At 49.3% G+C, this 25,721-nt stretch carries 25 protein-coding genes, 1 pseudogene and 1 other annotated feature; of the genes and pseudogenes, 19 read left to right on the top strand and 7 right to left on the bottom strand.

Annotation, left to right across the window (positions count from 1 at the left end):
• Nucleotides 1-44: 44 nt before the first annotated feature.
• Entirely contained in the window at nucleotides 45-374 is a 330-nt protein-coding gene (trpR, locus tag EDF88_RS11080; protein WP_064513845.1) for a trp operon repressor, read from the top strand.
• On the opposite strand, the gene yjjX is transcribed toward trpR, so the two are convergent.
• On the bottom strand, nucleotides 371-886 hold the full coding sequence (gene yjjX / locus EDF88_RS11075; protein ID WP_134184693.1) for an inosine/xanthosine triphosphatase: 516 nt from the start codon (nucleotides 884-886) through the stop codon (nucleotides 371-373). The genes trpR and yjjX overlap by 4 nt on opposite strands.
• Nucleotides 887-937: 51 nt before the next feature.
• Here yjjX and gpmB point away from each other — a divergent pair, with 51 nt between their 5' ends.
• The gene (gene gpmB, locus EDF88_RS11070) at nucleotides 938-1,585 is read left to right on the top strand and encodes a 2,3-diphosphoglycerate-dependent phosphoglycerate mutase GpmB (protein ID WP_134184691.1); all 648 of its coding nucleotides are present in this window, start codon (nucleotides 938-940) and stop codon (nucleotides 1,583-1,585) included.
• Here the strand turns inward: gpmB and robA are convergent, their stop codons facing one another.
• A complete protein-coding gene (robA, locus tag EDF88_RS11065) occupies nucleotides 1,586-2,455 on the bottom strand; it encodes an MDR efflux pump AcrAB transcriptional activator RobA (protein WP_064513839.1) in 870 nt (289 codons plus the stop codon). It lies immediately after the preceding gene.
• Nucleotides 2,456-2,662: 207 nt separating this feature from the next.
• On the opposite strand from robA, the gene creA reads away from it, so the two are divergent.
• The 4 genes from creA to creD all read left to right on the top strand — a co-directional run bounded on the left by creA (nucleotide 2,663) and on the right by creD (nucleotide 6,715).
• The gene (creA, locus tag EDF88_RS11060; protein WP_034459446.1) at nucleotides 2,663-3,133 is read left to right on the top strand and encodes a protein CreA; all 471 of its coding nucleotides are present in this window, start codon (nucleotides 2,663-2,665) and stop codon (nucleotides 3,131-3,133) included.
• A gap of 13 nt (nucleotides 3,134-3,146) precedes the next feature.
• Nucleotides 3,147-3,842, top strand: a complete 696-nt coding sequence (creB, locus tag EDF88_RS11055; RefSeq protein WP_134184689.1) for a two-component system response regulator CreB — start codon at nucleotides 3,147-3,149, stop codon at nucleotides 3,840-3,842.
• On the top strand, nucleotides 3,842-5,269 hold the full coding sequence (creC, locus tag EDF88_RS11050; protein ID WP_134184687.1) for a two-component system sensor histidine kinase CreC: 1,428 nt from the start codon (nucleotides 3,842-3,844) through the stop codon (nucleotides 5,267-5,269). Before creB ends, creC begins: the two co-directional genes overlap by 1 nt.
• A gap of 87 nt (nucleotides 5,270-5,356) precedes the next feature.
• Complete coding sequence (gene creD / locus EDF88_RS11045; protein ID WP_134184685.1) at nucleotides 5,357-6,715, top strand: cell envelope integrity protein CreD; 1,359 nt, start codon at nucleotides 5,357-5,359, stop codon at nucleotides 6,713-6,715.
• A gap of 71 nt (nucleotides 6,716-6,786) precedes the next feature.
• Here the strand turns inward: creD and arcA are convergent, their stop codons facing one another.
• Nucleotides 6,787-7,503, bottom strand: a complete 717-nt coding sequence (gene arcA / locus EDF88_RS11040; RefSeq protein ID WP_034459438.1) for a two-component system response regulator ArcA — start codon at nucleotides 7,501-7,503, stop codon at nucleotides 6,787-6,789.
• A gap of 96 nt (nucleotides 7,504-7,599) precedes the next feature.
• On the opposite strand from arcA, the pseudogene yjjY reads away from it, so the two are divergent.
• The 6 genes and pseudogenes from yjjY to thrC all read left to right on the top strand — a co-directional run bounded on the left by yjjY (nucleotide 7,600) and on the right by thrC (nucleotide 13,866).
• Nucleotides 7,600-7,742, top strand: a pseudogene (gene yjjY, locus EDF88_RS11035) (protein YjjY).
• Nucleotides 7,743-8,145: 403 nt separating this feature from the next.
• Nucleotides 8,146-8,874 carry a tRNA/rRNA methyltransferase gene (locus EDF88_RS11030; protein ID WP_134184683.1) on the top strand — a complete coding sequence of 243 codons (729 nt, stop codon included), beginning with the start codon at nucleotides 8,146-8,148 and terminating at the stop codon, nucleotides 8,872-8,874.
• Nucleotides 8,875-9,031: 157 nt separating this feature from the next.
• Nucleotides 9,032-9,100, top strand: a complete 69-nt coding sequence (thrL, locus tag EDF88_RS11025) for a thr operon leader peptide (RefSeq protein ID WP_072009468.1) — start codon at nucleotides 9,032-9,034, stop codon at nucleotides 9,098-9,100.
• Nucleotides 9,039-9,156: a sequence feature (Thr leader region), on the top strand. Its footprint overlaps the gene before it by 62 nt.
• Before the next feature lie 26 nt (nucleotides 9,157-9,182).
• Entirely contained in the window at nucleotides 9,183-11,645 is a 2,463-nt protein-coding gene (gene thrA / locus EDF88_RS11020) for a bifunctional aspartate kinase/homoserine dehydrogenase I (RefSeq protein WP_134184681.1), read from the top strand.
• A 1-nt stretch (nucleotide 11,646) separates the two neighbouring features.
• Nucleotides 11,647-12,576, top strand: a complete 930-nt coding sequence (gene thrB / locus EDF88_RS11015; protein ID WP_064513827.1) for a homoserine kinase — start codon at nucleotides 11,647-11,649, stop codon at nucleotides 12,574-12,576.
• Nucleotides 12,577-12,579: 3 nt separating this feature from the next.
• Nucleotides 12,580-13,866, top strand: coding sequence for a threonine synthase (gene thrC, locus EDF88_RS11010; RefSeq protein WP_134184679.1), 1,287 nt, complete (start codon nucleotides 12,580-12,582; stop codon nucleotides 13,864-13,866).
• 119 nt (nucleotides 13,867-13,985) lie between these two features.
• Here thrC and EDF88_RS11005 read toward each other — a convergent pair whose 3' ends face one another.
• Nucleotides 13,986-15,326, bottom strand: a complete 1,341-nt coding sequence (locus EDF88_RS11005; RefSeq protein ID WP_134184677.1) for an AppA family phytase/histidine-type acid phosphatase — start codon at nucleotides 15,324-15,326, stop codon at nucleotides 13,986-13,988.
• 312 nt (nucleotides 15,327-15,638) lie between these two features.
• On the opposite strand from EDF88_RS11005, the gene EDF88_RS11000 reads away from it, so the two are divergent.
• Nucleotides 15,639-15,935, top strand: a complete 297-nt coding sequence (locus tag EDF88_RS11000; protein WP_064513822.1) for a DUF2502 domain-containing protein — start codon at nucleotides 15,639-15,641, stop codon at nucleotides 15,933-15,935.
• A gap of 32 nt (nucleotides 15,936-15,967) precedes the next feature.
• On the opposite strand, the gene yaaA is transcribed toward EDF88_RS11000, so the two are convergent.
• Nucleotides 15,968-16,741 carry a peroxide stress protein YaaA gene (gene yaaA, locus EDF88_RS10995; RefSeq protein ID WP_134184675.1) on the bottom strand — a complete coding sequence of 258 codons (774 nt, stop codon included), beginning with the start codon at nucleotides 16,739-16,741 and terminating at the stop codon, nucleotides 15,968-15,970.
• Nucleotides 16,742-16,810: 69 nt separating this feature from the next.
• On the bottom strand, nucleotides 16,811-18,256 hold the full coding sequence (locus EDF88_RS10990) for an alanine/glycine:cation symporter family protein (RefSeq protein ID WP_134184673.1): 1,446 nt from the start codon (nucleotides 18,254-18,256) through the stop codon (nucleotides 16,811-16,813).
• 216 nt (nucleotides 18,257-18,472) lie between these two features.
• Here EDF88_RS10990 and tal point away from each other — a divergent pair, with 216 nt between their 5' ends.
• The 3 genes from tal to EDF88_RS10975 all read left to right on the top strand — a co-directional run bounded on the left by tal (nucleotide 18,473) and on the right by EDF88_RS10975 (nucleotide 21,573).
• Nucleotides 18,473-19,426 carry a transaldolase gene (gene tal / locus EDF88_RS10985; RefSeq protein ID WP_064513817.1) on the top strand — a complete coding sequence of 318 codons (954 nt, stop codon included), beginning with the start codon at nucleotides 18,473-18,475 and terminating at the stop codon, nucleotides 19,424-19,426.
• Between the two features lie 110 nt (nucleotides 19,427-19,536).
• Nucleotides 19,537-20,124, top strand: a complete 588-nt coding sequence (gene mog, locus EDF88_RS10980; protein WP_064513815.1) for a molybdopterin adenylyltransferase — start codon at nucleotides 19,537-19,539, stop codon at nucleotides 20,122-20,124.
• A 123-nt stretch (nucleotides 20,125-20,247) separates the two neighbouring features.
• On the top strand, nucleotides 20,248-21,573 hold the full coding sequence (locus EDF88_RS10975; RefSeq protein WP_064513813.1) for an MFS transporter: 1,326 nt from the start codon (nucleotides 20,248-20,250) through the stop codon (nucleotides 21,571-21,573).
• 55 nt (nucleotides 21,574-21,628) lie between these two features.
• On the opposite strand, the gene satP is transcribed toward EDF88_RS10975, so the two are convergent.
• The gene (gene satP / locus EDF88_RS10970) at nucleotides 21,629-22,198 is read right to left on the bottom strand and encodes an acetate uptake transporter (protein ID WP_064560874.1); all 570 of its coding nucleotides are present in this window, start codon (nucleotides 22,196-22,198) and stop codon (nucleotides 21,629-21,631) included.
• Nucleotides 22,199-22,321: 123 nt separating this feature from the next.
• Here satP and EDF88_RS24680 point away from each other — a divergent pair, with 123 nt between their 5' ends.
• The 3 genes from EDF88_RS24680 (at nucleotide 22,322) to dnaJ (ending at nucleotide 25,652) form a co-directional block, all read left to right on the top strand.
• Complete coding sequence (locus EDF88_RS24680) at nucleotides 22,322-22,495, top strand: hypothetical protein (protein ID WP_154150710.1); 174 nt, start codon at nucleotides 22,322-22,324, stop codon at nucleotides 22,493-22,495.
• Complete coding sequence (dnaK, locus tag EDF88_RS10965) at nucleotides 22,496-24,415, top strand: molecular chaperone DnaK (RefSeq protein WP_134184671.1); 1,920 nt, start codon at nucleotides 22,496-22,498, stop codon at nucleotides 24,413-24,415.
• Nucleotides 24,416-24,512: 97 nt separating this feature from the next.
• Nucleotides 24,513-25,652, top strand: a complete 1,140-nt coding sequence (gene dnaJ, locus EDF88_RS10960; RefSeq protein WP_034459395.1) for a molecular chaperone DnaJ — start codon at nucleotides 24,513-24,515, stop codon at nucleotides 25,650-25,652.
• Nucleotides 25,653-25,721: the final 69 nt, after the last annotated feature.

Genomic DNA, 25,721 nt, shown 5'->3' with positions numbered 1-25,721 from the left:
ATGCTATCGTACTAGTTAATTAGTATGAAGTAGGGTGGCATAACATGACTCAGCACTCTCAATACTCGGCAGAACATGCCGAACAAAGCAATCAAGAGTGGCTCCGCTTTGTGGAGTTACTACAGCAATCGTTCGATAAGCAGTTGCATATGCCGTTGTTGATGTTGCTACTGACACCAGACGAACGCACAGCCCTTGGGACTCGTGTCAGAATTGTCGAAGAGTTACTGCGCGGCGAGATGAGTCAGCGTGAGCTTAAAAATGAACTAGGTGCGGGGATTGCGACTATTACCCGTGGTTCAAATAGCTTGAAATCTGCTCCACCAGAGCTGCGTGCATGGCTGGAGCAGGAATTATTGAGCGCTAAAGGTTAACGATAAACGTCGTTATGAAATGGGCTCAACGCCAGAATAACCGCCTGGTGGTAAACGCTACTGCGAGTCAATTTCCCGGCGGTGAACACGCCAATCGCACCCTCTTTACGGCCAATTTTATCGATACCGGTATAGGCAGACATCACAGGCCCTAACGCTTCGCCTGCACGTACTTTTTCAAGAATGATGTTGGGAAGTGGGAGCGTTGCTGAACGGGCTTCGCCACGCTTATTTTGGTTTTCAATCACTACCCAACTGAATGTACTGTCATCATCAATTCCTGCCTCAACTGCCACCCAAAAATCAGCTTCCGGACGCACCTGACGGGCGTTCATAATTCGGCATCGTGCGCCAGTTCGCGTTTCATGGTTTCCAAATGGCTGTTCAGGCACACCACTATCGACGGCGACGGGTTCAATATGGCAGCATCCCTCCCCATAGATATCGTCGAATGCCTGGTGAATTGCCTGAATTTTGGCTGGATTAGTTGTTGCGCAGACGACATGGTACATAATCAGTGAAACTCTCAAGAAATTGTTGCCGCAGTATAACGGAAAAAACGCATGTTACAGGTATACCTTGTTCGCCACGGCGAAACGCAGTGGAATGCGCAACGCCGCATTCAGGGCCAGTCAGACAGTGCGCTGACTGAAAAAGGAGAACGCCAGGCCGAGCAGGTGGCCGAGCGGGTTAAAACGCTAGGCATTACTCATGTGATTGCCAGTGATTTGGGGCGCACGCGCCGCACCGCTGAGATAATTGCGCAGGCATGTGGTGTGGATGTCACGCTGGATGCGCGTTTACGTGAGCTGGATATGGGCGTGCTAGAACGCCGTAATCTGGACACGCTAAGCGAAGAAGAAGAGAGTTGGCGTCGTCAGTTAGTTAATGGCACTGCTGATGGGCGTATTCCCGAAGGGGAAAGCATGCTCGAGATGAGTGAGCGTATGCACGCGGCTTTGAATGCTTGCCTGGATTTACCCGCTGGCAGTCGCCCATTGCTGGTTAGCCACGGTATGGCGTTAGGCTGCCTGGTGAGTACGATTCTGGGGTTACCGGCCTGGGCTGAACGTCGCTTACGTTTAAGAAACTGTTCGATTTCCCGTGTTGATCACCAGCAAAGCCCGTGGTTGGCTTCCGGCTGGGTGGTTGAAACGGCAGGGGACATTTCTCATCTGGATGCCCCTGCGTTGGATGAACTTCAGCGTTAGTTAACGACGTACTGGGATCAGATACTCACATCTGATCTGCATCGGACGGTCATGAACACGCGCTTCTTCTTGCGGGAAGAAGCGTTCAATATCCTGGCCTTTGCGACGAGTCAGATTCAGAGACGGCATGCAGGTTCCATAAATGGTCAGGATAAACTCCTGTAAACCCGTGCCCGGTCCTTCATAGTCGAACTGCACGTAATCCCCACCTTCCAGGCTGACCGGATGAGAGTCGGGTAAGAACCCATTTGCCATTTCAGGTGTTAACGCCGTGGTATAGAAGACTTCTTGTTCGTCGTCTTTCTCGATGCTTGGGCGCGGCTCATGCAGACCATACAATACGCGCGGCAGTGTCGGAGAATTCCCGAGGAACTGTGTCCAGAACTGGATACGCATTTCATTACGGAAATCAGAGATTTGCTCAAGCGTGCAGCTGTAACTTTGCGTGACCCCCACCAAATGTGTTTTTGGCAGAGTGATAAATTGCGCTTGAGGAAGAGTAAACTCATCTAAACGCAGCGGCGGACGCATACCGAAAGCGCTCCAGTCAGGTGAGCGACGATAGAGTGCCGGTGTTTGGGCAAATTGCTTTTTGAAGGCGCGAGTGAATGTCTGCTGAGAATCAAAGCGATACTGCAAAGCAATATCAAGGATAGGTCGAGCGGTTAGACGCAACGCCACAGCTGACTTTGATAAACGACGTGCGCGGATGTATGCACCGATGGCATGACCCGTAACATCTTTGAACATCCGTTGTAGATGCCACTTGGAATAACCTGCTTTTGCCGCCACATTATCAAGAGACAGTGACTGATCCAGATGGCCTTCTAGCCAAGTTAATAGATCGCGAATGATCCCTGTCTGATCCATATAATATCCTCATCCTGGCACGGTGAGTGCCGTCAATGTGGGCGATGATAGCACTTTTTGTTTGCATGACATTCAGAGTTTTTTTTAACAAGACGTGCCAAAATCAGTTACTCATTCGAACAATTTTATTAATAACGTGATATTTAACGGTTTTTTAGCCCAAGGTGTGAATAGTCGCTTAAGGCAATCTTAACTAATGGTAACAATATGAAATATAAAGTTTTAGTCGCGCTTAGTTCGTTGCTATTTATTTCACTGGGTGTCCAGGCGGAAGAAATTGGCTCAGTTGATACCGTTTTCAAGGTGTTTGGCCCTGACCATAAGATAGTTGTTGAGGCATTTGACGATCCGGATGTTAAAAACGTCACTTGCTATATAAGCCGTGCAAAAACGGGTGGTATTAAAGGTGGGCTAGGACTCGCAGAAGATACTTCAGATGCGGCGATTTCTTGCCAGCAAGTTGGGCCAGTAGAGCTAAGCGAAAAAATTAAAGCGGGTAAAACTCAGGGTGATGTTGTGTTCCAGAAACGGACATCATTGGTGTTCAAGAAACTGCAAGTCGTGCGTTTTTATGATGCTAAACGTAACACTCTGGCCTATCTGGCGTATTCCGACAAAGTGGTTGAAGGTTCACCAAAAAATGCGCTGAGTGCGGTGCCAATTATGCCGTGGAAGTAACAGGGAGCACGCGATGAGCCAGGCCACTATCTGGTTAGTTGAAGATGAAACCAGTATTGCTGATACGTTGATCTACACGTTACAGCAAGAGGGGTTTTCCGTGCGTGCCTTCGATCGCGGCTTGCCTGTGCTGGACGCTGCACATCAAGAACGCCCGGATCTGGCTATTCTGGATGTTGGCCTGCCTGATATTAACGGCTTTGAATTATGTCGCCGCCTGCTGGCTGATTACCCGGATCTACCGCTGCTGTTTCTTACCGCGCGCAGTGAAGAAGTCGATAGGTTGATTGGCCTTGAGATTGGCGCTGATGATTACATCGCCAAACCGTTTTCCCCACGTGAAGTTTGCGCGAGGGTGCGAACGGTGCTGCGTCGCCTGCAGAAACAACGGCAGGCTTTAGCCGGGAGCGCCCTGCGGATTGGCCTGTTCGAGTTCAATGAAATGGCCGCGCAGATCTCCTGGTGCCAGCAGCCATTGCTGCTGACGCGTTACGAGTACCTGCTACTGAAGACTTTTTTACAGTGGCCGGGTCGAGTATTTTCCCGCCAACAATTGATGGATCTGGTATGGAGTACTGCCGAAGAAAGTTTTGATCGCACGGTCGATACACACATTAAAACGCTGCGTGCCAAACTGCGGGTGATCAACCCCGATCTTTCACCGATCAACACGCATCGTGGCTTAGGCTACAGTCTTGGTGTTAATTAATGCGCATCGGGATGCGCCTGCTGCTGGGCTATTTTTTGATTGTGGCGATTGCGGCCTGGTTTGTGTTGTCTATCTTTTTACAGGAAGTTAAGCCAGGCGTTCGACGCGCAACGGAAGGCACCCTAATTGATACCGCTACGCTACTGGCCGAATTTGCTAAAGCCGATATGCTGGTGGGAAATGCACAAAACGGCCAGCTCGCGCAGGCGTTTTCCCGGCTTAATCAACACTCCTTCAAGGCCAATATCAGTGGCATTACCAAATCCAAAAATGAATACCGTGTTTATCTAACTGATACGAAAGGCATCGTTTTATTTGATTCCAGCGGCAAAGCAACTGGTGAGGATTACTCGCGCTGGAACGATGTCTGGCTGACGCTACAGGGTAAATACGGTGCACGCAGCACGCCGGTACACGCTAACAACCCTGAAAGCACAGTGATGTATGTGGCCGCACCCGTGCGCGACGGGAAAAACATCATTGGTGTGTTGAGTGTTGGTAAGCCAAACAGCGCAATGGACCCGGTTATACGCCGCAGTGAGCGGCGCATTCTGTGGGCGGGCATTGCATTACTGGGCATCGCTTTGCTGATTGGTTTCGGGTTTGTGTTGTGGATTAACCGGGCCATTGGGAAACTGGTTCGCTATGCAGACTCGGTCACGACCGAGCACCCTTTACCGCTACCTAAACCGGGCAGTAGCGAATTGCGTAAATTGGCGTTGGCGCTAGAAAGTATGCGGCTGAAACTCGAAGGGAAAACGTATATAGAGCAGTACGTTCATGCCCTTACTCATGAGTTGAAAAGCCCGATGGCGGCGATTCGTGGTGCGGCAGAAATTTTACGTGAAGGCCCGCCGCCAGAAGTTGTGGAGAAGTTCTCTGCGAACATTCTTCAGCAAAATCTGCGCATGCAGCAGCTGGTCGATAATCTATTACGCCAGGCGAAACTGGAAAGCCGGGTTGAAATCACGGCTCAACCGATAAGTCTGGCAGTGCTATTTTCCTCGCTATGCGAAAGCCGCGAAGTGCTCGCCCGCAGTAAACAAATCTCGCTAAGAATCGATAAAAATGTTCCCGAAGAACTTACCGTGGATGGTGATCCAGCTTTGCTTGAGCAAGCTGTTGGGAATTTGCTGGATAATGCGCTCGATTTTACTCCACCCGCTGGGGAGGTGGTTTTAAGTGTTGAACAGAATATTGGACAGACTACTATTCTGGTTTCTGATACAGGAAGCGGGATACCTGATTATGCAAAAGAACGCGTATTCGAACGTTTTTACTCATTGCCCCGCAGCAACGGGCAAAAAAGCAGTGGCTTAGGACTGGCATTTGTCCGTGAAGTCGTACGTTTGCATCGTGGAACCATAACTCTTGAGAATCGTCCTGAAGGTGGTGTGCAAGCTCGATTAGCATTGCCTGAAAAATAACTCCCGCACTTCACCGTCCCTTCACATAACTTCATTTAGCCCCCACAAACGCTCGCTATCCTCGGCCCATCAAAAATGGAGGGGATTATGTTTAAATCTGCGTTGTTCTGGAAAGTCATGACCTTGCTAGGATGTATGGTGGTGTTGTTGATTCCATTAAATATGTTGAGTTCGTTAGTTAATGAACGCAGCAGTTATCGGGATGATGTTGAACAGTCACTGCGCCAAAGTGCCAGTGGCCCGCAAACAATTACTGGTCCACTGATCGCCATCCCCATAACGGAGCTAACGACCGTTATGGAAGACAATAAAGAGATTAAGAAAGAGCGCCGGTTCATTCGTTACTACCTGCCGGAGAACTTGAGTATTGTGGGGAAGCAAACCGTTGAACCACGTCATATCGGTATTTATGAGGGGCAAATCTGGCGCACGGCTATCACGCTAAATGCTACGTTTAATCGCCAATTGCTCTCAAACGAGGTAGGTCCCGATACTCTTATTGGTACGCCATACGTGGTGCTGGCAGTTGGCGACTCACGCGGTATTGGCAAAGTGGGTGAATTGGATATCAACGGTGAGTCTTATCCGATTGAACCCGGTAGCAACCTGCCTGGAGTAGGGCAGGGGCTACATGCCATTCTCCCTGTAAAACGTCTTCAGGATGAGAAACTCACGCTGCGTTTTAACCTGGATTTGATGGGAACTAAACAGCTTGCTGTGGTGCCTGTTGGGCGTAATAGCCAGTTCAACTTAACCAGCAACTGGCCGCATCCTGGATTTATGGGCGATTTTTTGCCGCAGCAGCGGACTGTCACTGAGAGTGGATTTAGCGCCAGCTGGCAAAGCACCTGGTTTGCTAACAATTTGAACACCAGCTTCTATGATGGTCAGCTGATTGACGTCGATCGTCTGCCGGCCTTTAGCGTCACAGTAGCGAACCCGGTGGACCAATATCAACTGACTGACCGCGCCGTAAAATATGCCATCTTGCTGATTGGCTTGACGTTTATGAGCTTCTTCTTGCTGGAGACACTGACCGGACTGCGTGTTCACCCGATGCAGTATTTGCTGGTTGGGCTATCGCTTGTGATGTTCTATCTCGTTCTACTGGCTGTATCGGAGCACATTGGATTTAACGGAGCATGGCTGCTGGCGAGCCTGGTTTGTGCCGGAATTAACGGTTTTTACCTTAAGGCTGTACTCAATAGCGGCAAAGCGAGTGCGATGTTTACTCTGGGATTATTGATGCTGGATGCGGTGCTCTGGCAGCTGCTGCAGTCTGAAGACAGTGCTTTACTGCTCGGTACAGGCGTCCTTTTTGCAGCGCTCTCAGCCATTATGTTACTGACACGAAATATCGACTGGTACGGAATGAGAAGGAAAGTGCAGGTGCCAGAAAATGGCGAGATCCAGGAAGATCCGGAGCGGTTCCGCTTGTGGAAATAGATAGATAATCGAGACAAAAGAAAAGGGCGGATTAAAAATCCGCCCTTTCACATTCATGTTTGATTACAGGTTTATTCCTGTAAATCGCCGCAGAAGCGATAACCTTCGCCGTGAATCGTAGCGATGATTTCAGGTGTATCTGGGGTCGATTCGAAATGCTTACGAATACGACGAATTGTGACGTCAACAGTACGATCGTGTGGCTTCAGCTCACGGCCTGTCATTTTCTTCAGCAATTCAGCGCGGGACTGAATTTTCCCTGGGTTTTCACAGAAGTGCAGCATGGCGCGGAATTCGCTACGCGGCAACTTATACTGCTCGCCATTTGGACTGACCAATGAACGGCTGTTGATATCCAATTCCCAACCATTGAACTTGTAGCTTTCAACGGAACGACGTTCTTCGCTGATTGCACCCAGGTTCATAGTACGAGACAACAGGTTGCGCGCACGGATGGTTAATTCGCGTGGGTTGAATGGCTTAGTGATGTAATCATCTGCACCGATTTCAAGACCAAGGATTTTATCCACTTCGTTGTCGCGGCCAGTCAGGAACATCAATGCCACATTGGCTTGCTCACGCAATTCACGTGCGAGCAGCAGGCCATTTTTGCCTGGCAAATTGATATCCATAATGACCAGGTTGATGTCATTATCGGAAAGGATTTGATGCATTTCAGCGCCATCAGTCGCTTCAAAAACATCATAACCTTCTGCTTCAAAAATGCTCTTTAACGTGTTGCGTGTTACTAATTCGTCTTCGACGATAAGAATATGCGGGGTCTGCATGTTTGCTACCTAAAATTGCCAACTAAATCAAAACAGGAAGTACAAAAGTCCCTGACCTGCCTAATACATGCCAAAAATTAACATGCTGGGCGTAACATGACTAAAGTACGTAATTGCGTTCTTGATGCACTTTCCATCAACGTCAACAACATCATTAGCTTGGTCGTGGGCACTTTTCCCTCTGGACCCGACGGTGTCAAAAACGGTTGTTATCCTATACCATTTTAACAGCAACATAACAGGCAGGACCGCTTTAGACATCTGATAAAACTACGCTTCGTTGACATATATCAAATTCAATTGTAGCACGTTAACAGTTTGATGAAATCATCGTAGCGTTTTGCCACATTCCATCACAATATTTTAATAATATATATAGTTACATGAATTGATTAGTAAAGAACATAAATCAGATTGATGATGGTGTTAATGTTGTTTTTTTACCATTAAAAACAATTAGATAATGCTGTTTATTGCATGTTTTCTTGCTGGTCAAACCACCAATATGTATTCAAGGTGCTTATGATTCGCATTACATACATTTTATATATGAATGTTGCTTTAATGTAAATTTTTGATGCGTATTATCATTTGAAACTTGTGAATGTCCAATAACGGGCACTTTTTTTAAAGAGAGTTTTAATGCGTTTTATAATTATTCTGGTCGCACCCGCCAGAGCTGAAAATGTTGGTGCAGCAGCCCGAGCGATGAAGACCATGGGATTTGCTGAATTGCGTGTAGTTGATAGCGAAGCCGATCGACAACCTGAGGCACGCTGGGTCGCGCATGGTTCTGGCGATGTGCTCGATAATGCACAGCATTTTAATACGCTGGCGGAAGCCTTGCATGATGTCGATTTTACGATTGCAACCACTGCCCGCAGCCGCGCTAAATTTCATTACTACGCCACACCGCAACAATTGGTTCCATTACTTGAAGAAAAGCGTACCTGGGTAGGGACTGCGGCACTGGTGTTTGGCCGTGAAGATTCGGGGCTGACCAATGAAGAACTCGAACTGGCGGATGTTCTGACCGGCGTACCAATGGTTGCGGATTATCCATCGCTTAATCTTGGTCAGGCTGTAATGGTCTACTGTTATCAACTGTCAGCGCTTATGCAGCTCCCTGCGCCAGAACATGATGTGGTGGATGCTAAACAGCTAAGCGCATTGCGTTCTCGTCTCACTGCTTTGCTTGAGCGTGTTGAGGCGAGCAGCGACCAAAAAATGGTTGATTGGTTACAGCAGCGTCTTGGCTTGTTAGCGCAGCGAGATACGGCAATGTTGCACCGTTTGCTGCATGATATCGAAAAAAAACTGCCAGAGAATAATGCTGTAAACTGCTTTAATAGCAGTGAGGATGGGGTGTAATTCCCCCATTTTTTCAGCGTAATAAGCGCGGTTTTTGCTGCTTTTTCAGCGTTCAAAAGCTGTGCCACTAACAGTGGTAAAATTAAAAATAAATTGACTTAGGCCGTCGGATACTTTAGTCAATATAGGTAAATCATATTACGAGCACACAACATCCATGATTCGCATCAGCCCAATGACAACAATTATTACAACCACCATTACCACAGGTAACGGTGCGGGCTGACGCATACCAGGAAAAACGAAAAAAGCCCGCACCTAAACAGTGCGGGCTTTTTTTTGGACTAAAAACTCAAGGGTAATAATAAATGCGAGTGTTGAAATTCGGTGGTACTTCAGTGGCAAATGCGGAGCGTTTTCTGCGTGTTGCCGATATCCTGGAAAGTAATGCCAAACAGGGGCAGGTTGCGACCGTGCTGTCTGCCCCGGCGAAAATTACCAATCACCTCGTTGCCATGATTGAAAAAACAATTGGCGGCCAGGATGCCTTACCGAATATCAGCGATGCAGAACGCATTTTCAGCGAACTTCTGAATGGTCTCGCAGATGCACAGCCGGGTTTCCCTGTCGTGCAGCTCAAGGGATTTGTTGAGAAGGAGTTTGCGCAGCTGAAGCATGTTCTGCACGGGATTAGCCTTTTGGGGCAATGTCCGGACAGCATTAACGCCGCTATCATCTGCCGTGGCGAAAAGCTCTCTATCGCTATTATGGCTGAATTGCTTAAAGCTCGCGGTCACAATGTGACGGTTATCAATCCGGTAGAAAAACTTCTCGCTGTTGGGCATTACCTTGAGTCTACTGTAGATATTACTGAGTCCACTCGTCGCATTGCTGCCAGCCGTATTCCGGCAGACCATATGATCCTGATGGCGGGCTTTACTGCCGGGAACGATAAAGGTGAGTTAGTCGTTCTGGGTCGTAATGGCTCTGACTATTCAGCGGCCGTGTTGGCTGCGTGTTTACGTGCAGATTGTTGTGAGATCTGGACTGATGTTGATGGCGTTTATACTTGCGACCCACGTCAGGTACCGGATGCAAGGCTTTTAAAATCGATGTCGTATCAGGAGGCCATGGAGCTTTCTTACTTCGGCGCCAAAGTTCTTCATCCACGTACTATTTCCCCAATTGCTCAATTCCAAATCCCTTGTCTGATTAAAAATACTGGTAACCCGCAAGCGCCAGGCACTTTAATTGGTGCAGAGAGTGATGAAGATGACCTGCCGGTTAAAGGCATCACTAACCTGAATAATATGGCGATGTTTAACGTTTCAGGCCCAGGGATGAAAGGCATGGTTGGTATGGCGGCACGCGTCTTTGCTGCTATGTCTCGAGCTGGAATTTCGGTGGTGTTGATTACTCAGTCATCCTCTGAATACAGCATCAGCTTCTGTGTGCCGCAGGCGGATTGCGTACGTGCGCGTCGTGCGATGGATGATGAGTTCTATCTCGAACTCAAAGAAGGTCTGCTTGAACCACTGGCGATCATGGAGCATCTGGCCATTATCTCTGTCGTCGGGGATGGGATGCGTACTTTGCGCGGTATTTCCGCTAAGTTCTTCGCAGCCCTTGCCCGCGCCAACATCAATATCGTCGCCATCGCACAGGGCTCTTCAGAGCGTTCTATCTCGGTTGTGGTCAGCAATGATGACGCCACCACAGGTGTGCGTGTGACTCACCAGATGCTATTCAATACCGATCAGGTTATCGAAGTGTTCCTGATTGGCGTCGGTGGCGTGGGTGCTGCACTGGTTGAGCAGGTGAAACGTCAACAGGCGTGGCTGAAGCAGAAGCATATTGACCTGCGTGTATGTGGCATTGCGAATTCGAAAGCGCTGCTCACCAATATTCACGGCCTGAATCTGGATAACTGGCAGGAAGAGTTGGCCCAGGCGAAAGAGCCGCTCAACCTTGGCCGCCTGATTCGTCTGGTAAAAGAGTATCACCTGTTGAACCCGGTCATTGTTGACTGTACCTCCAGCCAGGCAGTTGCTGACCAGTATGCTGATTTCCTTGGTGAGGGTTTCCACGTGGTGACGCCGAATAAAAAGGCGAACACTTCCACCATGAATTACTACCACCAGATGCGTAACGCGGCGGCAAAATCGCGCCGTAAGTTCCTTTATGACACCAACGTAGGTGCGGGTTTGCCGGTTATCGAAAACCTGCAAAACCTGCTGAATGCGGGTGACGAGTTACAGCGTTTCTCCGGCGTTCTTTCGGGTTCCCTGTCGTTTATTTTTGGCAAGCTGGACGAGGGCATGAGCCTTTCAGAAGCCACCAAAGTTGCCCGTGAAATGGGGTATACCGAACCCGATCCGCGTGATGATCTCTCTGGTATGGATGTGGCGCGTAAGCTATTAATTCTGGCGCGTGAAACCGGCAGTAATTTTGAGCTTTCGGATATCATCATTGAGCCAGTATTACCGGAGTCATTTGATTCTACAGGTGATGTCGAGTCATTTATGTCACGTTTACCGCAGATGGATGATGAGTTCTCTGCGCGAGTTGCAAAAGCCCGTGATGAAGGAAAAGTGCTGCGTTATGTTGGCGTTATTGAAGAAGACGGTAGTTGTAAAGTTAAAATTGATGCGGTGGATGGCAACGACCCATTGTATAAAGTTAAAAATGGCGAAAATGCGTTGGCCTTCTACAGCCATTATTACCAGCCTTTGCCGTTAGTCCTGCGTGGCTACGGAGCAGGGAATGATGTTACTGCTGCCGGTGTTTTCGCCGACTTATTGCGCACTTTGTCATGGAAGTTAGGAGTTTAAGATGGTTAAAGTATACGCCCCGGCTTCCAGTGCCAATATGAGCGTCGGGTTTGATGTTCTGGGCGCGGCCGTATCGCCGATAGATGGCTCGCTGCTTGGGGATTACGTGACTGTCGAAGCGGCAGACACTTTTAGTTTGAACAACATCGGGCGCTTCGCCAGCAAATTGCCAGACGAGCCGCGCGAAAACATCGTTTATCAGTGCTGGGAGCGCTTCTGCCAGGAAATCGGCAAGAATATTCCCGTGAAGATGACTCTGGAAAAGAGCATGCCGATTGGTTCCGGCCTCGGTTCCAGCGCTTGTTCAGTGGTCGCAGGCCTGATGGCGATGAATGAATACTGCGGCAAACCATTGAGCGATACGCGTTTACTGAGCTTGATGGGCGAGCTGGAAGGGCGCATTTCAGGCAGCGTTCATTATGATAACGTAGCGCCGTGTTTCCTCGGTGGCATGCAGCTGATGATTGAAGAAAATGGCATCATCAGCCAGTCTGTACCGGGTTTTGATGAATGGCTTTGGGTGCTGGCGTATCCGGGGATTAAAGTCTCTACCGCAGAAGCACGAGCCATTCTACCGGCGCTTTATCGCCGCCAGGATTGTATTAGCCACGGTCGTCATCTGGCGGGCTTCATTCACGCATGCCACACCCGCCAGCCACAACTTGCGGCAAAACTGATGCGTGATGTGATTGCTGAGCCTTATCGCGCTAAATTGCTGCCGCGCTTTAACGAGGCACGCCAGGCTGCTGCAGATATTGGTGCGCTGGCGAGTGGTATTTCGGGTTCCGGTCCAACTCTCTTTGCGTTGTGCGATAACACTGATACCGCACAACGCGTGGCTGACTGGCTCAGCCAACACTATTTGCAGAACCAGGAAGGTTTTGTACATATTTGCCGTCTGGATACGGCGGGCGCACGAGTTCTGGGATAACGCATGAAACTGTATAACCTTAAAGATCATAACGAGCAGGTCAATTTTGCCCAGGCGATTGTGCAAGGGTTGGGTAAGCAGCAAGGGCTGTTTTTTCCACATGATTTGCCGGAATTTGAACTGACAGAAATCGACGAAATGCTGAAGATGGATTTCGTCTCCCGCAGCAGCAAAGTTCTGTCTGCCTTCCTCGGTGATGAAATTCCGCAGGAAATCCTCGAAGAGCGCGTGCGTGCGGCCTTCGCCTTCCCTGCACCAGTTAAAAGCGTTGAACCGGACATCGGCTGTCTTGAGCTGTTCCATGGCCCAACTCTGGCATTTAAGGATTTCGGCGGGCGCTTTATGGCGCAGATGCTGACGCATATCAGCGGTGACAAGCCGGTTACGATTCTGACTGCAACGTCTGGTGATACTGGTGCTGCGGTTGCCCATGCATTTTATGGACTGAAAAACGTGCGTGTGGTGATTTTGTACCCGCGTGGCAAAATCAGCCCGCTGCAGGAAAAACTGTTCTGCACGCTTGGCGGTAACATTGAAACTGTCGCAATCGACGGTGATTTTGATGCCTGCCAGGCGCTGGTGAAACAAGCGTTTGATGATGAAGAGCTGAAAGTGGCGCTGGGGTTAAACTCTGCCAACTCCATCAACATCAGCCGTTTGCTGGCGCAGATTTGCTATTACTTTGAAGCGGTTGCTCAACTGCCTCAGGAAGCGCGTAACCAGTTAGTGGTTTCCGTACCAAGCGGTAACTTTGGTGATTTGACTGCGGGCCTGCTGGCAAAATCACTCGGCCTACCAATCAAGCGTTTTATTGCGGCGACCAATGCGAACGATACCGTTCCACGCTTCTTAGCTAACGGCGAATGGACCCCGAAAAAGACTGTGGCGACGCTTTCTAACGCCATGGATGTCAGCCAGCCAAACAACTGGCCGCGCGTGGAAGAGTTGTTCCGCCGTAAAACCTGGCGTTTGACCGATCTGGGTTATGCGACAGTGACTGACGAAACCACCAAAGCCACCATGCAAGAGCTGAAAGCGGTGGGTTATGTTTCTGAACCACACGCTGCCATTGCTTACCGTGCGCTGCGTGACCAGCTCCAGCCGGGCGAATACGGCCTGTTCCTGGGAACGGCGCATCCAGCGAAGTTTAAAGAGAGCGTGGAAGAGATTCTGGGCGAAACTCTGCCGCTGCCTGCAGAACTTGCTGAGCGTGCTGACTTACCGCTGCTCTCCCATAATCTACCAGCCGATTTTGCCGCGCTGCGCGAATTGATGATGAACAAAGCGTAATTGTCTTTCCGTTTATAAGGCAACGATACTCAGTAAAGCCGCTTGCTTAACCGCAAGCGGCTTTTTCTTTTCGTATATCGGAGTAAAAGCTTATGTGCAGTAGCCAGTTTTTCTCTCTGCTACTGCAATTGGCAGCCCGGTTCTTCGCTTTGGCTAACCACGCGTTTGAATGTTGGCAGCGGGCAATATCCTTCAGCCGTTTGGTCACTACAGCCAGGAATTTTTAGCTGCACACTTCCTGCGGGTTCCTTAAGGCTAAGCGGTGTTTGAGCGCGTAACTGCACGAGTGTCTGATACACCATGCTCACGCTAACGTATTGTTTCCCTGACTTATCGGCCAAACGCTCAAAGACTAAAGCGCCGCCCGGAGGGGTATTATCGGGTTGCCCAGGTAGCGTCCAGCGCATGTTGAGCATGCCTGCGATATTGGCAATATTAGTATCGTGCCCGGCAATAAACAGGATCTTATTGTCAGGTGAGATATCCGGTAGTTTGCTTACGTCGGCTTTCGGCTCCAGCGCATTGCTGATGGTCTGTAATAAAGGCGTTCCGTTATGTGCGGCGATGTAAGGTGTGCGCGCCATCAAATCAAACTGGGCGTTATGCAGTTTTAGTAGCGACGCCCACTCTTGCTCTGAATGAATATTCCCCCACGCCGCTAGCGGCATCCCTTGGGCATATTCCAGTAGGAAAATTTCAGCAAGCGTAGACGAAAGGCCAATGGCCCCGTCGAGAGCGACTTTGTTGCCATTATCTTTTATCGACAGCTTGCTCGGCATGGATTGCGCTAAATCACAGCTTTTATCCGCGCTGTGTTTCTGACACCAGGCAGACGTCGAAAAGTTGAGAGCCCTGTTCATCAAGGCCAGAGAGGGAATATAGCGCTGGTTCAGATTCTCAATGGGCGTTTGAGCTTCTTTTTCAACGGCCTGTTGGATTTGAGTTTTATCCATTGAACAGGTGCCCGCTTTCACCGGATGGAACAGCGGATCGGCTTTTTCAAGATTCTGTTGGTGGTGAATAGTTAAACCACATTGCGGGGCAAGTCCTGCCAGGAAAGCTTCGCCCGTTTTAAGCGTGCGTTGATCGACATCTGCCCAGACGTAAACTGAATTCGGTGTAGGGCAATTTTCCTGCGATAAAATGCCCTGTTGTTGAAACTTCTCGCGATAAAACCCGCCCATCAGGCTAATCAGATGCTCACCGCGTGGCGTGATATAACCCAGTTTTACTGGCCATTCGGGCCAGGTATTGGGTGTTACGTCGCGCATGGTCTGTGTCATTTTGGTGGGGGCTCGCACACCGTGGCGGCTGAGGATAACCACTTTTTCAACCTGGTAGCCTGAAGCGGGAGTGTCGTTGGCATATGCCGTCGAGCCTAATGAAAATATGGCGCTCAGTGCGACAGGCAGACCATTGCGAAGCGTTAGCTTTTGGCGTTTAAACGCAGGTATTGTCATCTACAGCCTCTTTATTTTTGGCGTGTTAAAGCTGGATCTTCAGTTCGACAAATATACTCCAGAAGCAAAGGGGTAACGTCGAGTTCGTCTCGTTGTTGTATTAGTCCACAAAAGAAAATCCACGCAGGCATATAAATTTAGTGACCAGAATCATGGAGGAATTGTGCAGGAAACAAGGAGGGAAAATGTAGGAATTCCCATTAAATGCGGGCTATTTGAGATTAGGATTGCAGAGAATAACAAGGCGGTATTATTCGGCATATGCTGGCTTCAGTAACCCATAACGGGCACGAATGCAGTAAGGAGTAACTTATGTTGAAATCAATTATTCTGGCCTTGTCGATTCTGGTCGTGGCTCCGCTGGCTGCACAGGCTTCAGAAATTACGCTAATTCCAGCGGTGAAGCTGCAAATTGGCGACCAGGATCGGGGCGGTAATTACTGGGACGGCGGCCACTGGCGGGATCGTGGCTGGTGGAACGACCACTATGAATGGCGTGATAACAGATGGCATCCGCATGACCATCATGACGAGCGCCATGATCATGACCACCATGATAAAGACCATCACGATAACGGCAACCACTATGGCCAATACAAACATCACTAAGCAAAACGCCAGCATTGCGCTGGCGTTTTGTTTTACTGCTCGTGGCGTTTAAACACTAATTCATTCTTAGTCGACATTGTTTCATCGAAGAAATAGCCGTCTGTGTTAAAGCCCGTGAGTTGCTCAGGTTTAGTCAGGCGATTTTGAATGATGTAGCGGCTCATCAGGCCACGGGCTTTCTTGGCATAGAAACTAATGACTTTAAATTTGCCATTCTTCTCATCAAGGAACACCGGCTTGTAGATTTCTGCATTGAGCTTTTTCGGTTTTACCGATTTGTAGTATTCATCTGAAGCCAGGTTAATCACAACATTGTCACCCTGAGCTTCCAGCGCCTGATTCAGTTTCTCGGTGATGGTGTCACCCCAGAAATGATACAGATCTTTACCCTGCGGGTTCTCAAGCTTAATACCCATCTCCAAACGATACGGCTGCATTAGATCAAGTGGACGTAATACGCCGTACAATCCGGAAAGCATCCGTAAATGCTGCTGTGCGAACTCGAAATCTGCATCGCTAAACTCTTCAGCCTGCAAACCTGTATACACATCACCTTTAAACGCCAGAATCGCCTGACGCGCATTTTGAGGGGTGAATTCCGGGTGCCATTCGTGAAAACGGGTTTCGTTCAGGGATGCCAGTTTGTCGCTGATATGCATCAGGGAGGAGATTTGCGGGGCGCTAAGTTTACGCGCCACGGCAATCAGTTGCTGAGAATAGTCCAGCAACTCGGGCTGTGTATAGCGATCGGTAGGGAGGTCGCTTTGATAATCCAGTGTTTTTGCAGGTGAAATTAGAATTAGCATATCTGTTCCTTGCCGATTAATGCCCACTACTTTAGCAAATTTACTGAAAGTATTAGCCGATGGTTGCGATTAGCGCCTGGTTTCAGGTGGTTCCGGATTGTCCCAGATACCCGGTGCCAGCTGGCTTTTAATTTCCGGAAAGCGATTTGGGTCGAAAACGGGTGTTTTACCTAATTTTAACTGCCGCAGGTAATCGATACTGAGATCGCGGGCGATAGGCGAAAGCAGCAGAATTGCCGTGAGGTTAGTGACAGCCATAAACGCCATTGCTACGTCTGCCATTTGCCAGACTAATGGCAATGGAGAAAGAGTGCCAAACATCACCATTACCAGTGCCAGGCAACGGAATAACACAGTAGCAAAAGGGCTTTTTTGTTGTAAAAACAGAAGGTTGTTTTCTGCATAGGCATAGTTGGCGACAATCGATGTGAATGCAAACAGCATAACAATGATTGCGATGAATCCAGTTCCCCACGACCCCACTACACTACTAAGTGCTTGTTGTACCAGCATTATGCCGTTCATATCAGGATTTGCCGTATCCAGAATGCCCGAAAACAGGATAATCCCGGCGGTGGCTGAACAGATGATTATTGTATCAATCAACACACCAAACATCTGCACCAACCCTTGTGATGCGGGATGTGGCGGCCATGTCGCGGCAGCGGCTGCAGCGTTAGGTGAAGAACCCATGCCCGCTTCGTTAGAAAACATACCGCGCTGAAAACCTGTGGTGATTGCCTGACTAATAGTGAATCCAAGAGCGCCTGATGCCGCTTCTTGCCAGCCGAATGCGCTTTTGAACACCAGCGAAACCACTTCAGGTAAACGCTCAATATTCATTGCCATGACGACCAGGCTCATCAACACCCAGATAAGCGCCATAAACGGAACCAACCATTGGGCGACGCGCGCGGTGCCACGCATTCCACCCCAAATAACACCGGCTGTTAAGACAACAAGCCCGATGCCAATCCAGGTTTTGGGAATGCCGAAAGCGTTATTCACGGCATTGGCGATGGAGTTCGCTTGCACCGCATTGAAGATCAAACCAAAGGCTATCATCAGAAAGATGGAGAACATCACCCCCATCCAGCGCATTCCCAGCCCACGTTCCATATACCACGCCGGGCCACCGCGATAATTGCCTTCGATATCGCGTGTTTTATAAAGTTGGGCAAGGGTGCATTCGGCAAAAGAGGTCGCCATTCCGAGCATGGCTACGACCCACATCCAGAAAATAGCACCAGGGCCACCGAGTGTAAGAGCAAGCGCCACGCCAGAAAGATTACCGCTACCTACACGTGCAGCGAGGCTTGTGCAAAGCGCCTGAAATGAGGATATTCCGGAAGAATCTTTATTTTTATTCGCCAGAATTATGCTTCGAAGCTGGGTCAAATAGCGGAATTGTACAAAACCACAGCGCCAGGTGAACCAAAGGCCTGCGCCGACTAACAAATAAATGAGGATAGAACCCCATAGTATCTCATTGATAAACAGAAAAAAATCTGCCATTAACATCCCTCGTTTGCATGCGTTGCGAGCACAGCTAATGCGCGGTGCTCGCGCATGATCCTTTAGATTGCAGGCAAATAATACACGGTATTTATCACTTTCGCGTTCAGTTCCTGCCGATGTGTTGCTGCGGTTGCACCTGAATTGCGTCGTGATATCATCAAGCCAGACCGGTTACATCCCCCTAACAAGTTACATCTAATGAGAAACACTATCATGACGGATAAATTGACCTCCCTGCGTCAGCTAACCACAGTAGTTGCGGACACCGGGGATATTGCGGCAATGAAGCTGTATCAACCGCAAGATGCCACCACTAACCCATCTCTGATCCTGAACGCTGCGCAAATCCCTGAATATCGCAAACTGATTGACGATGCGATTGCGTGGGCGCGCGAGCAGAGCAGTGATCATGCACAACAGGTTGTGGATGCGACTGACAAGCTGGCGGTGAATATTGGTCTGGAAATCCTGAAACTGATCCCAGGTCGTATTTCTACTGAAGTTGATGCGCGTCTGTCTTATGACACCGATGCCAGCATCACTAAAGCAAAACGTCTGATTAAAATGTACAACGATGCGGGTATCAGCAACGACCGTATCCTGATCAAACTGGCTTCTACCTGGCAGGGCATCCGTGCTGCTGAGCAGCTGGAAAAAGAAGGCATCAACTGTAACCTGACTCTGCTGTTCTCCTTCGCTCAGGCGCGTGCTTGTGCTGAAGCAGGTGTGTTCCTGATTTCTCCATTCGTGGGTCGTATCCTCGACTGGTACAAAACGAACACCGACAAGAAAGAGTACGCACCGCATGAAGATCCAGGTGTGGTTTCTGTTTCTGAAATCTACCAGTACTACAAAGAACACGGCTATGAAACCGTGGTTATGGGCGCAAGCTTCCGTAACCTGGGTGAAATCATCGAACTGGCTGGTTGTGACCGTCTGACCATCGCACCTGCTCTGCTGAAAGAGCTGGCTGAAAGCGAAGGTACGGTTGAGCGTAAACTGTCTTACACTGGTGAAGTGAAAGCACGTCCAGAGCGTATGACTGAATCCCAGTTCCTGTGGAGCCACAACCAGGATCCAATGGCAGTTGATAAACTGGCTGACGGCATCCGTAAGTTTGCTATCGACCAGGAAAAACTGGAAAAAATGATCGGCGACCTGTTGTAATCATTACGTGTGGCAGGCTCCGCCCTGCCACGCTTTTTAGTGTTTCACCTCTGTCTGCTGCTCCCTCCAACGTGTATCATTCCGTTAAGTTTTGAATCTCCGGGAATGATATGAATACCTTACGCATTGGCTTAGTTTCCATCTCCGACCGCGCTTCGAGCGGTGTATATCAAGATAAAGGCATTCCGGCGCTTGTTGACTGGCTGGAGCGCACCATAACGACTCCTTTCCAAATTGAAACGCGCTTAATCCCTGATGAACAACCGCTTATTGAGCAGGCGCTGTGTGAGCTGGTGGATGAAATGGCATGTCATTTGGTGTTAACCACTGGCGGCACAGGCCCTGCACGCCGCGATGTCACTCCTGATGCAACGCTTGCGGTTGCGGATCGTGTAATGCCTGGCTTTGGCGAGCAGATGCGCCAGATAAGCCTGCACTTTGTGCCGACGGCAATTCTTTCACGCCAGGTTGGAGTGATTCGCAAGCAGGCACTCATTCTGAATTTACCTGGGCAGCCGAAGTCAATTCAGGAAACCCTGGAAGGCGTAAAAGATGCTGACAACAAGGTGGTAGTGTCGGGTATTTTCGCAAGTGTACCGTATTGTATACAGCTATTAGATGGTCCTTACATTGAGACGGATAGCTCTGTGGTAGCAGCTTTTCGCCCTAAAAGTGCCATTCGCGATACAAACTCCTAAAACCAAGTTGTTTTCGGTATAAGATGTAGTCACTCTGGTATGTGGAGTGTGGTTCGTTATAGTGAATTTGCTTTACAGCAAAATGGAAACTAATAACCACACTCACTCTGGAAGCAGGCTCTTATGGCACAACAACTCAATTCAACACATCGCACCAGGCCCCTGAATCGTCAGGATTACAAAACCCTGACCCTTGCCGCTTTGGGTGGTGCGCTAGAGTTCTACGACTTCATCATTTTCGTCTTTTTTGCCACCGTCGTTGGAGCGCTTTTTTTCCCGGCCGATATTCCCGAGTGGCTTCGTCAGCTACAAACTTTTGGTATCTTTGCTGCAGGCTATCTGGCTCGTCCGCTGGGTGGGATCATCATGGCGCACTTCGGCGACCTGGTTGGTCGTAAAAAAATGTTCACCTTGAGCATTTTACTGATGGCGCTGCCAACGCTTGCGATAGGGATGCTGCCAACCTATGAAACGTTGGGTATCGCGGCACCTGTATTATTGCTGCTGATGCGCGTTCTTCAGGGGGCGGCAATCGGTGGTGAAGTGCCCGGAGCATGGGTATTTGTCGCAGAACACGTTCCCTATAAACGTATTGGTATTGCATGTGGCACCTTAACTGCTGGTTTAACTGCCGGTATTTTGTTGGGGTCCGTGGTTGCTACCATCATTAATACCTCGATGACCCAGCAGGCAATTCACGATGGCGGCTGGCGTATACCGTTCTTCCTCGGTGGGATTTTCGGCCTGGTGGCAATGTATTTGCGCCGCTGGTTGCAAGAAACTCCCATCTTCCTTGAGATGCAGCAACGCAAAGCGCTGGCGGAAGAGTTGCCGTTGAAATCTGTCATCGCAAACCATAAAAAAGCGGTCGTGATTTCGATGCTGCTGACCTGGTTGTTGTCAGCGGGGATTGTGGTGGTCATTTTGATGGCGCCAACCTGGCTGCAAAAACAGTTGGGTATTGCACCCGCGTTGACGCTTCAGGCGAACAGTATCGCCATCGTAATGTTGTGCATTGGTTGTATTCTGGCTGGGCTGATTATTGACCGTATCGGTGCCAGCAAAACCTTTACTTTCGGCAGCTTACTATTGGCTGTGTGCAGTTGGATGTTCTATCACCTGACGGCAATTTATCCTGAATATCTTTTCTTATTCTATGGGCTTGCTGGTTTGAGCGTTGGGGTTGTGGGGGCAGTGCCGTTTGTGATGGTGCGAGCGTTCCCGGCGGAAGTGCGTTTTAGCGGTATCTCGTTCTCTTACAATATGTCGTATGCCATTTTTGGTGGCCTGACGCCAATCTTTGTCACGATGTTGTCTGCCATATCACCAATGGGACCTGCCTGGTATGTACTGGCACTGGCAATGGTTGGGCTGGGATTGGGGATTTGGTTGCGCAAAGATTTAACGCATGAAGATAAGGTGGTTGAAAGGCCGCTGCAACATTCATAAAAAAACGCGGAGGCTAGCCTCCGCGTTTTTGTTTTCTTACACGTGAGTGCAGGAATTAGTGTTTTTCACCAATTGGCAGCACGGTACGGCCAAACTGCTCATTGAGCACTTCGCCCATTGCCAGATAAATGGCGCTTGCACCACAAACCAGGCCAATCCAACCCGCAACGCGAACGATGCTTTCGTTATCTACCAGGTGGCCAATAGCCAGCAGGGCAAACAGTACTGTCAAGCTACCAAACACGAACTGCAGCATGCGTGGCGCAGAAGCCAGGGTGCCGAAGAACATGAACAGTGTGAATACGCCCCACAAACCGAGGTACGCACCGAGGAAGTGTGCGTTCGCAGCATCTGCAAGACCCATCTTAGGCATGATCAGAATGGCGACCAGAGTCAGCCAGAAAGAGCCATAAGAAACGAAAGCTGTCAGGCCGAAAGTATTACCTTTCTTAAATTCTAACAGGCCGGCAAAAATTTGTGCGATACCACCGTAGAAAATGCCCATTGCAAGGATGTTGACATCAAAAGGGAAGATGCCGGTGTTATGCAGATTGAGCAGAATGGTGGTCATGCCGAAGCCCATCAAGCCCAGGGGAGCTGGATTAGCCAACTTAGTGTTGCCCATAGTTCCTCTAAAATTCGTCTGAAAATGATTATATGTCGTCGCCACACAACTGCTAAAGGGCAGCGGGGCGCGGCATCATAATCAGGTCGAGAGCCTGAGTCCATGATCTAAACAGGTGTGAAGATGAAAATTTTTTTTGCCTTGCCCCTTGATGGCGAGCCGAGTGACCCCATCTTGTATGCAACCGCAGTTGATGGACCTGTAAAAAATCATGTTTGGGCAGTTGAAAGACTCTTGTTTGCCCGCATAACAGGTTCACGACCATATGACGAACAAATTTTAAGTGGAGACGTTTAGATGGGTAAAATTATTGGCATCGACTTGGGTACTACCAACTCTTGTGTAGCGATTATGGATGGTACTACTGCTCGCGTTCTGGAAAACGCCGAGGGCGACCGCACCACTCCTTCTATCATTGCTTATACGCAAGATGGTGAGATTCTGGTTGGTCAGCCGGCTAAACGTCAGGCAGTGACTAACCCGCAGAACACACTGTTCGCGATCAAACGCCTGATTGGCCGTCGCTTCCAGGATGAAGAAGTGCAGCGTGATGAAGCTATCATGCCCTACAAAATTATTGGCGCTGATAACGGTGATGCATGGATCGACGTTAAAGGCCAAAAAATGGCACCTCCGCAGATCTCTGCTGAAGTGCTGAAGAAAATGAAGAAAACCGCTGAAGATTACCTGGGTGAACCAGTAACTGAAGCTGTTATCACCGTTCCTGCATACTTCAACGATGCTCAGCGTCAGGCAACTAAAGATGCTGGCCGTATCGCAGGTCTGGAAGTAAAACGTATCATCAACGAACCAACCGCAGCGGCTCTGGCCTACGGTCTGGATAAAGAAGTTGGCAACCGTACTATCGCGGTATACGACTTGGGTGGTGGTACTTTCGATATCTCTATTATCGAAATCGACGAAGTTGATGGCGAGAAAACCTTCGAAGTTCTGGCAACCAATGGTGATACCCACCTGGGTGGTGAAGACTTCGATAGCCGTCTGATCAACTACTTAGTGGAGGAGTTCAAGAAAGATCAAGGTATCGATCTGCGTAACGATCCACTGGCTATGCAGCGTCTGAAAGAAGCTGCTGAAAAAGCGAAAATTGAGCTGTCTTCTGCTCAGCAGACCGACGTGAACCTGCCGTACATCACAGCAGACGCGACTGGTCCAAAACACATGAACATCAAAGTGACTCGTGCGAAACTGGAATCCCTGGTCGAAGACCTGGTAAACCGTTCTATCGAGCCGCTGAAAGTTGCACTGCAAGATGCTGGCCTGTCTGTATCCGATATCCAGGACGTAATCCTGGTTGGTGGTCAGACTCGTATGCCAATGGTGCAGAAGAAAGTTACTGAGTTCTTTGGTAAAGAACCACGTAAAGACGTTAACCCGGACGAAGCTGTTGCAATCGGTGCAGCTGTTCAGGGTGGTGTGCTTGCTGGTGATGTGACTGACGTACTGCTGCTGGACGTTACCCCGCTGTCTCTGGGTATCGAAACCATGGGCGGTGTGATGACTTCACTGATCAACAAAAACACCACTATCCCGACTAAGCACAGCCAGGTGTTCTCCACAGCTGAAGATAACCAGTCTGCGGTGACTATCCATGTGATTCAGGGTGAACGTAAACGTGCAGCAGATAACAAATCTCTGGGTCAGTTCAACCTGGATGGTATCAGCCCAGCACCACGTGGCATGCCGCAAGTCGAAGTTACCTTCGACATCGATGCTGATGGTATTTTGCATGTGTCTGCAAAAGACAAAAACAGCGGTAAAGAGCAGAAAATCACCATCAAGGCTTCTTCTGGTCTGAATGAAGAAGAAATCCAGAAAATGGTGCGCGATGCGGAAGCTAACGCCGAGGCTGACCGTAAGTTCGAAGAACTGGTTCAGACTCGCAACCAGGGTGACCACCTGATGCACAGCACTCGTAAGCAGGTTGAAGAAGCAGGCGATAAACTGCCAGCTGACGACAAAACTGCAATCGAGTCTGCACTGAGCGCACTGGAAACTTCTCTGAAAGGCGAAGACAAAGCTGACATCGAAGCGAAAATGCAGGCGCTGGCAGAAGTTTCTCAGAAACTGATGGAACTGGCTCAGGCACAGCATGCAGAACAGCAAGCAGGTAACGCTACTGACGCTGGTAACTCTGCAAGCAAAGACGACGATGTTGTTGATGCTGAGTTCGAAGAAGTTAAAGACAAAAAATAATCGCCCTTTTGTAAGTTAAAGTGTGATGTGAATAGAAGCACGGGCGTTGAGGTTTTCCTCTGCGCCCGTGCCCGCATGTTAGGGGCAGACAAAAAAGATGGCGAAGAGAGACTATTACGAGGTTTTAGGCGTTCCGAAAAACGCGGAAGAGCGTGAAATCAAGAAAGCCTATAAACGCCTGGCAATGAAGTTCCACCCAGATCGTAATCAGGGTGACAAAGAGTCCGAAGGCAAGTTTAAAGAAATTAAAGAAGCCTACGAAATCCTGACCGACGAGCAAAAACGTGCAGCCTATGACCAGTATGGTCACGCCGCGTTTGAGCAAGGCGGTATGGGCGGTGGTGGTCACGGCGGATTTGGCGGTGGCGGTGCTGATTTTGGTGATATCTTTGGCGACGTATTCGGTGACATCTTCGGTGGTGGCCGTCGTCAGCGTGCATCCCGCGGTGCCGATTTACGCTACAACATGGACTTAACGCTGGAAGAAGCGGTTCGTGGCGTCACCAAAGAGATCCGCATCCCAACGCTTGAAGAGTGTGGCGTTTGTCACGGTAGCGGCGCGAAAGCGGGCTCCAAGCCACAGACTTGCCCGACTTGTCATGGACAAGGCCAGGTGCAAATGCGTCAGGGCTTCTTCACCGTGCAGCAAAGCTGTCCACACTGTCAGGGTCGCGGTTCAATTATTAAAGATCCGTGCAACACCTGTCATGGACATGGTCGTGTAGAAAAAACCAAAACGCTGTCGGTGAAAATCCCGGCTGGCGTTGATACCGGCGACCGTATTCGTCTGGCAGGTGAAGGCGAAGCGGGTGAGCACGGTGCACCATCAGGTGATTTATACGTCCAGGTTCAGGTTAAACAGCACCCAATCTTTGAGCGTGAAGGTAACAACCTGTATTGCGAAGTGCCTATTAACTTTGCAATGGCCGCTTTGGGTGGTGAGATTGAAGTCCCAACACTGGATGGGCGTGTAAACCTGAAAGTGCCTGGTGAAACGCAAACTGGTAAATTGTTCAGAATGCGTGGTAAAGGGGTGAAATCTGTACGTGGCGGGGCCCAGGGTGACCTGTTATGCCGCGTTGTTGTAGAAACCCCAGTTAGCCTGAATGAAAAGCAGAAACAATTGCTGCGCGATCTGGCGGAAAGTTTTGGTGGGCCGAGTGGCGAAAAGAACAGTCCGCGTTCAAAGAGCTTCTTTGACGGCGTGAAGAAATTCTTTGACGATCTAACCCGCTAAACCTAACTTCCTTATTGGTAGTAAAAAAGCCTGAATCGAATATTTTTGATTCAGGCTTTTTTTATGCGC

This window comes from Buttiauxella sp. BIGb0552 (assembly GCF_004366275.1).
Lineage (GTDB): Bacteria > Pseudomonadota > Gammaproteobacteria > Enterobacterales > Enterobacteriaceae > Buttiauxella > Buttiauxella gaviniae.
Note: the sequence above shows the minus strand (reverse complement) of the source record. Positions and strands in the feature narration are given on the sequence as shown.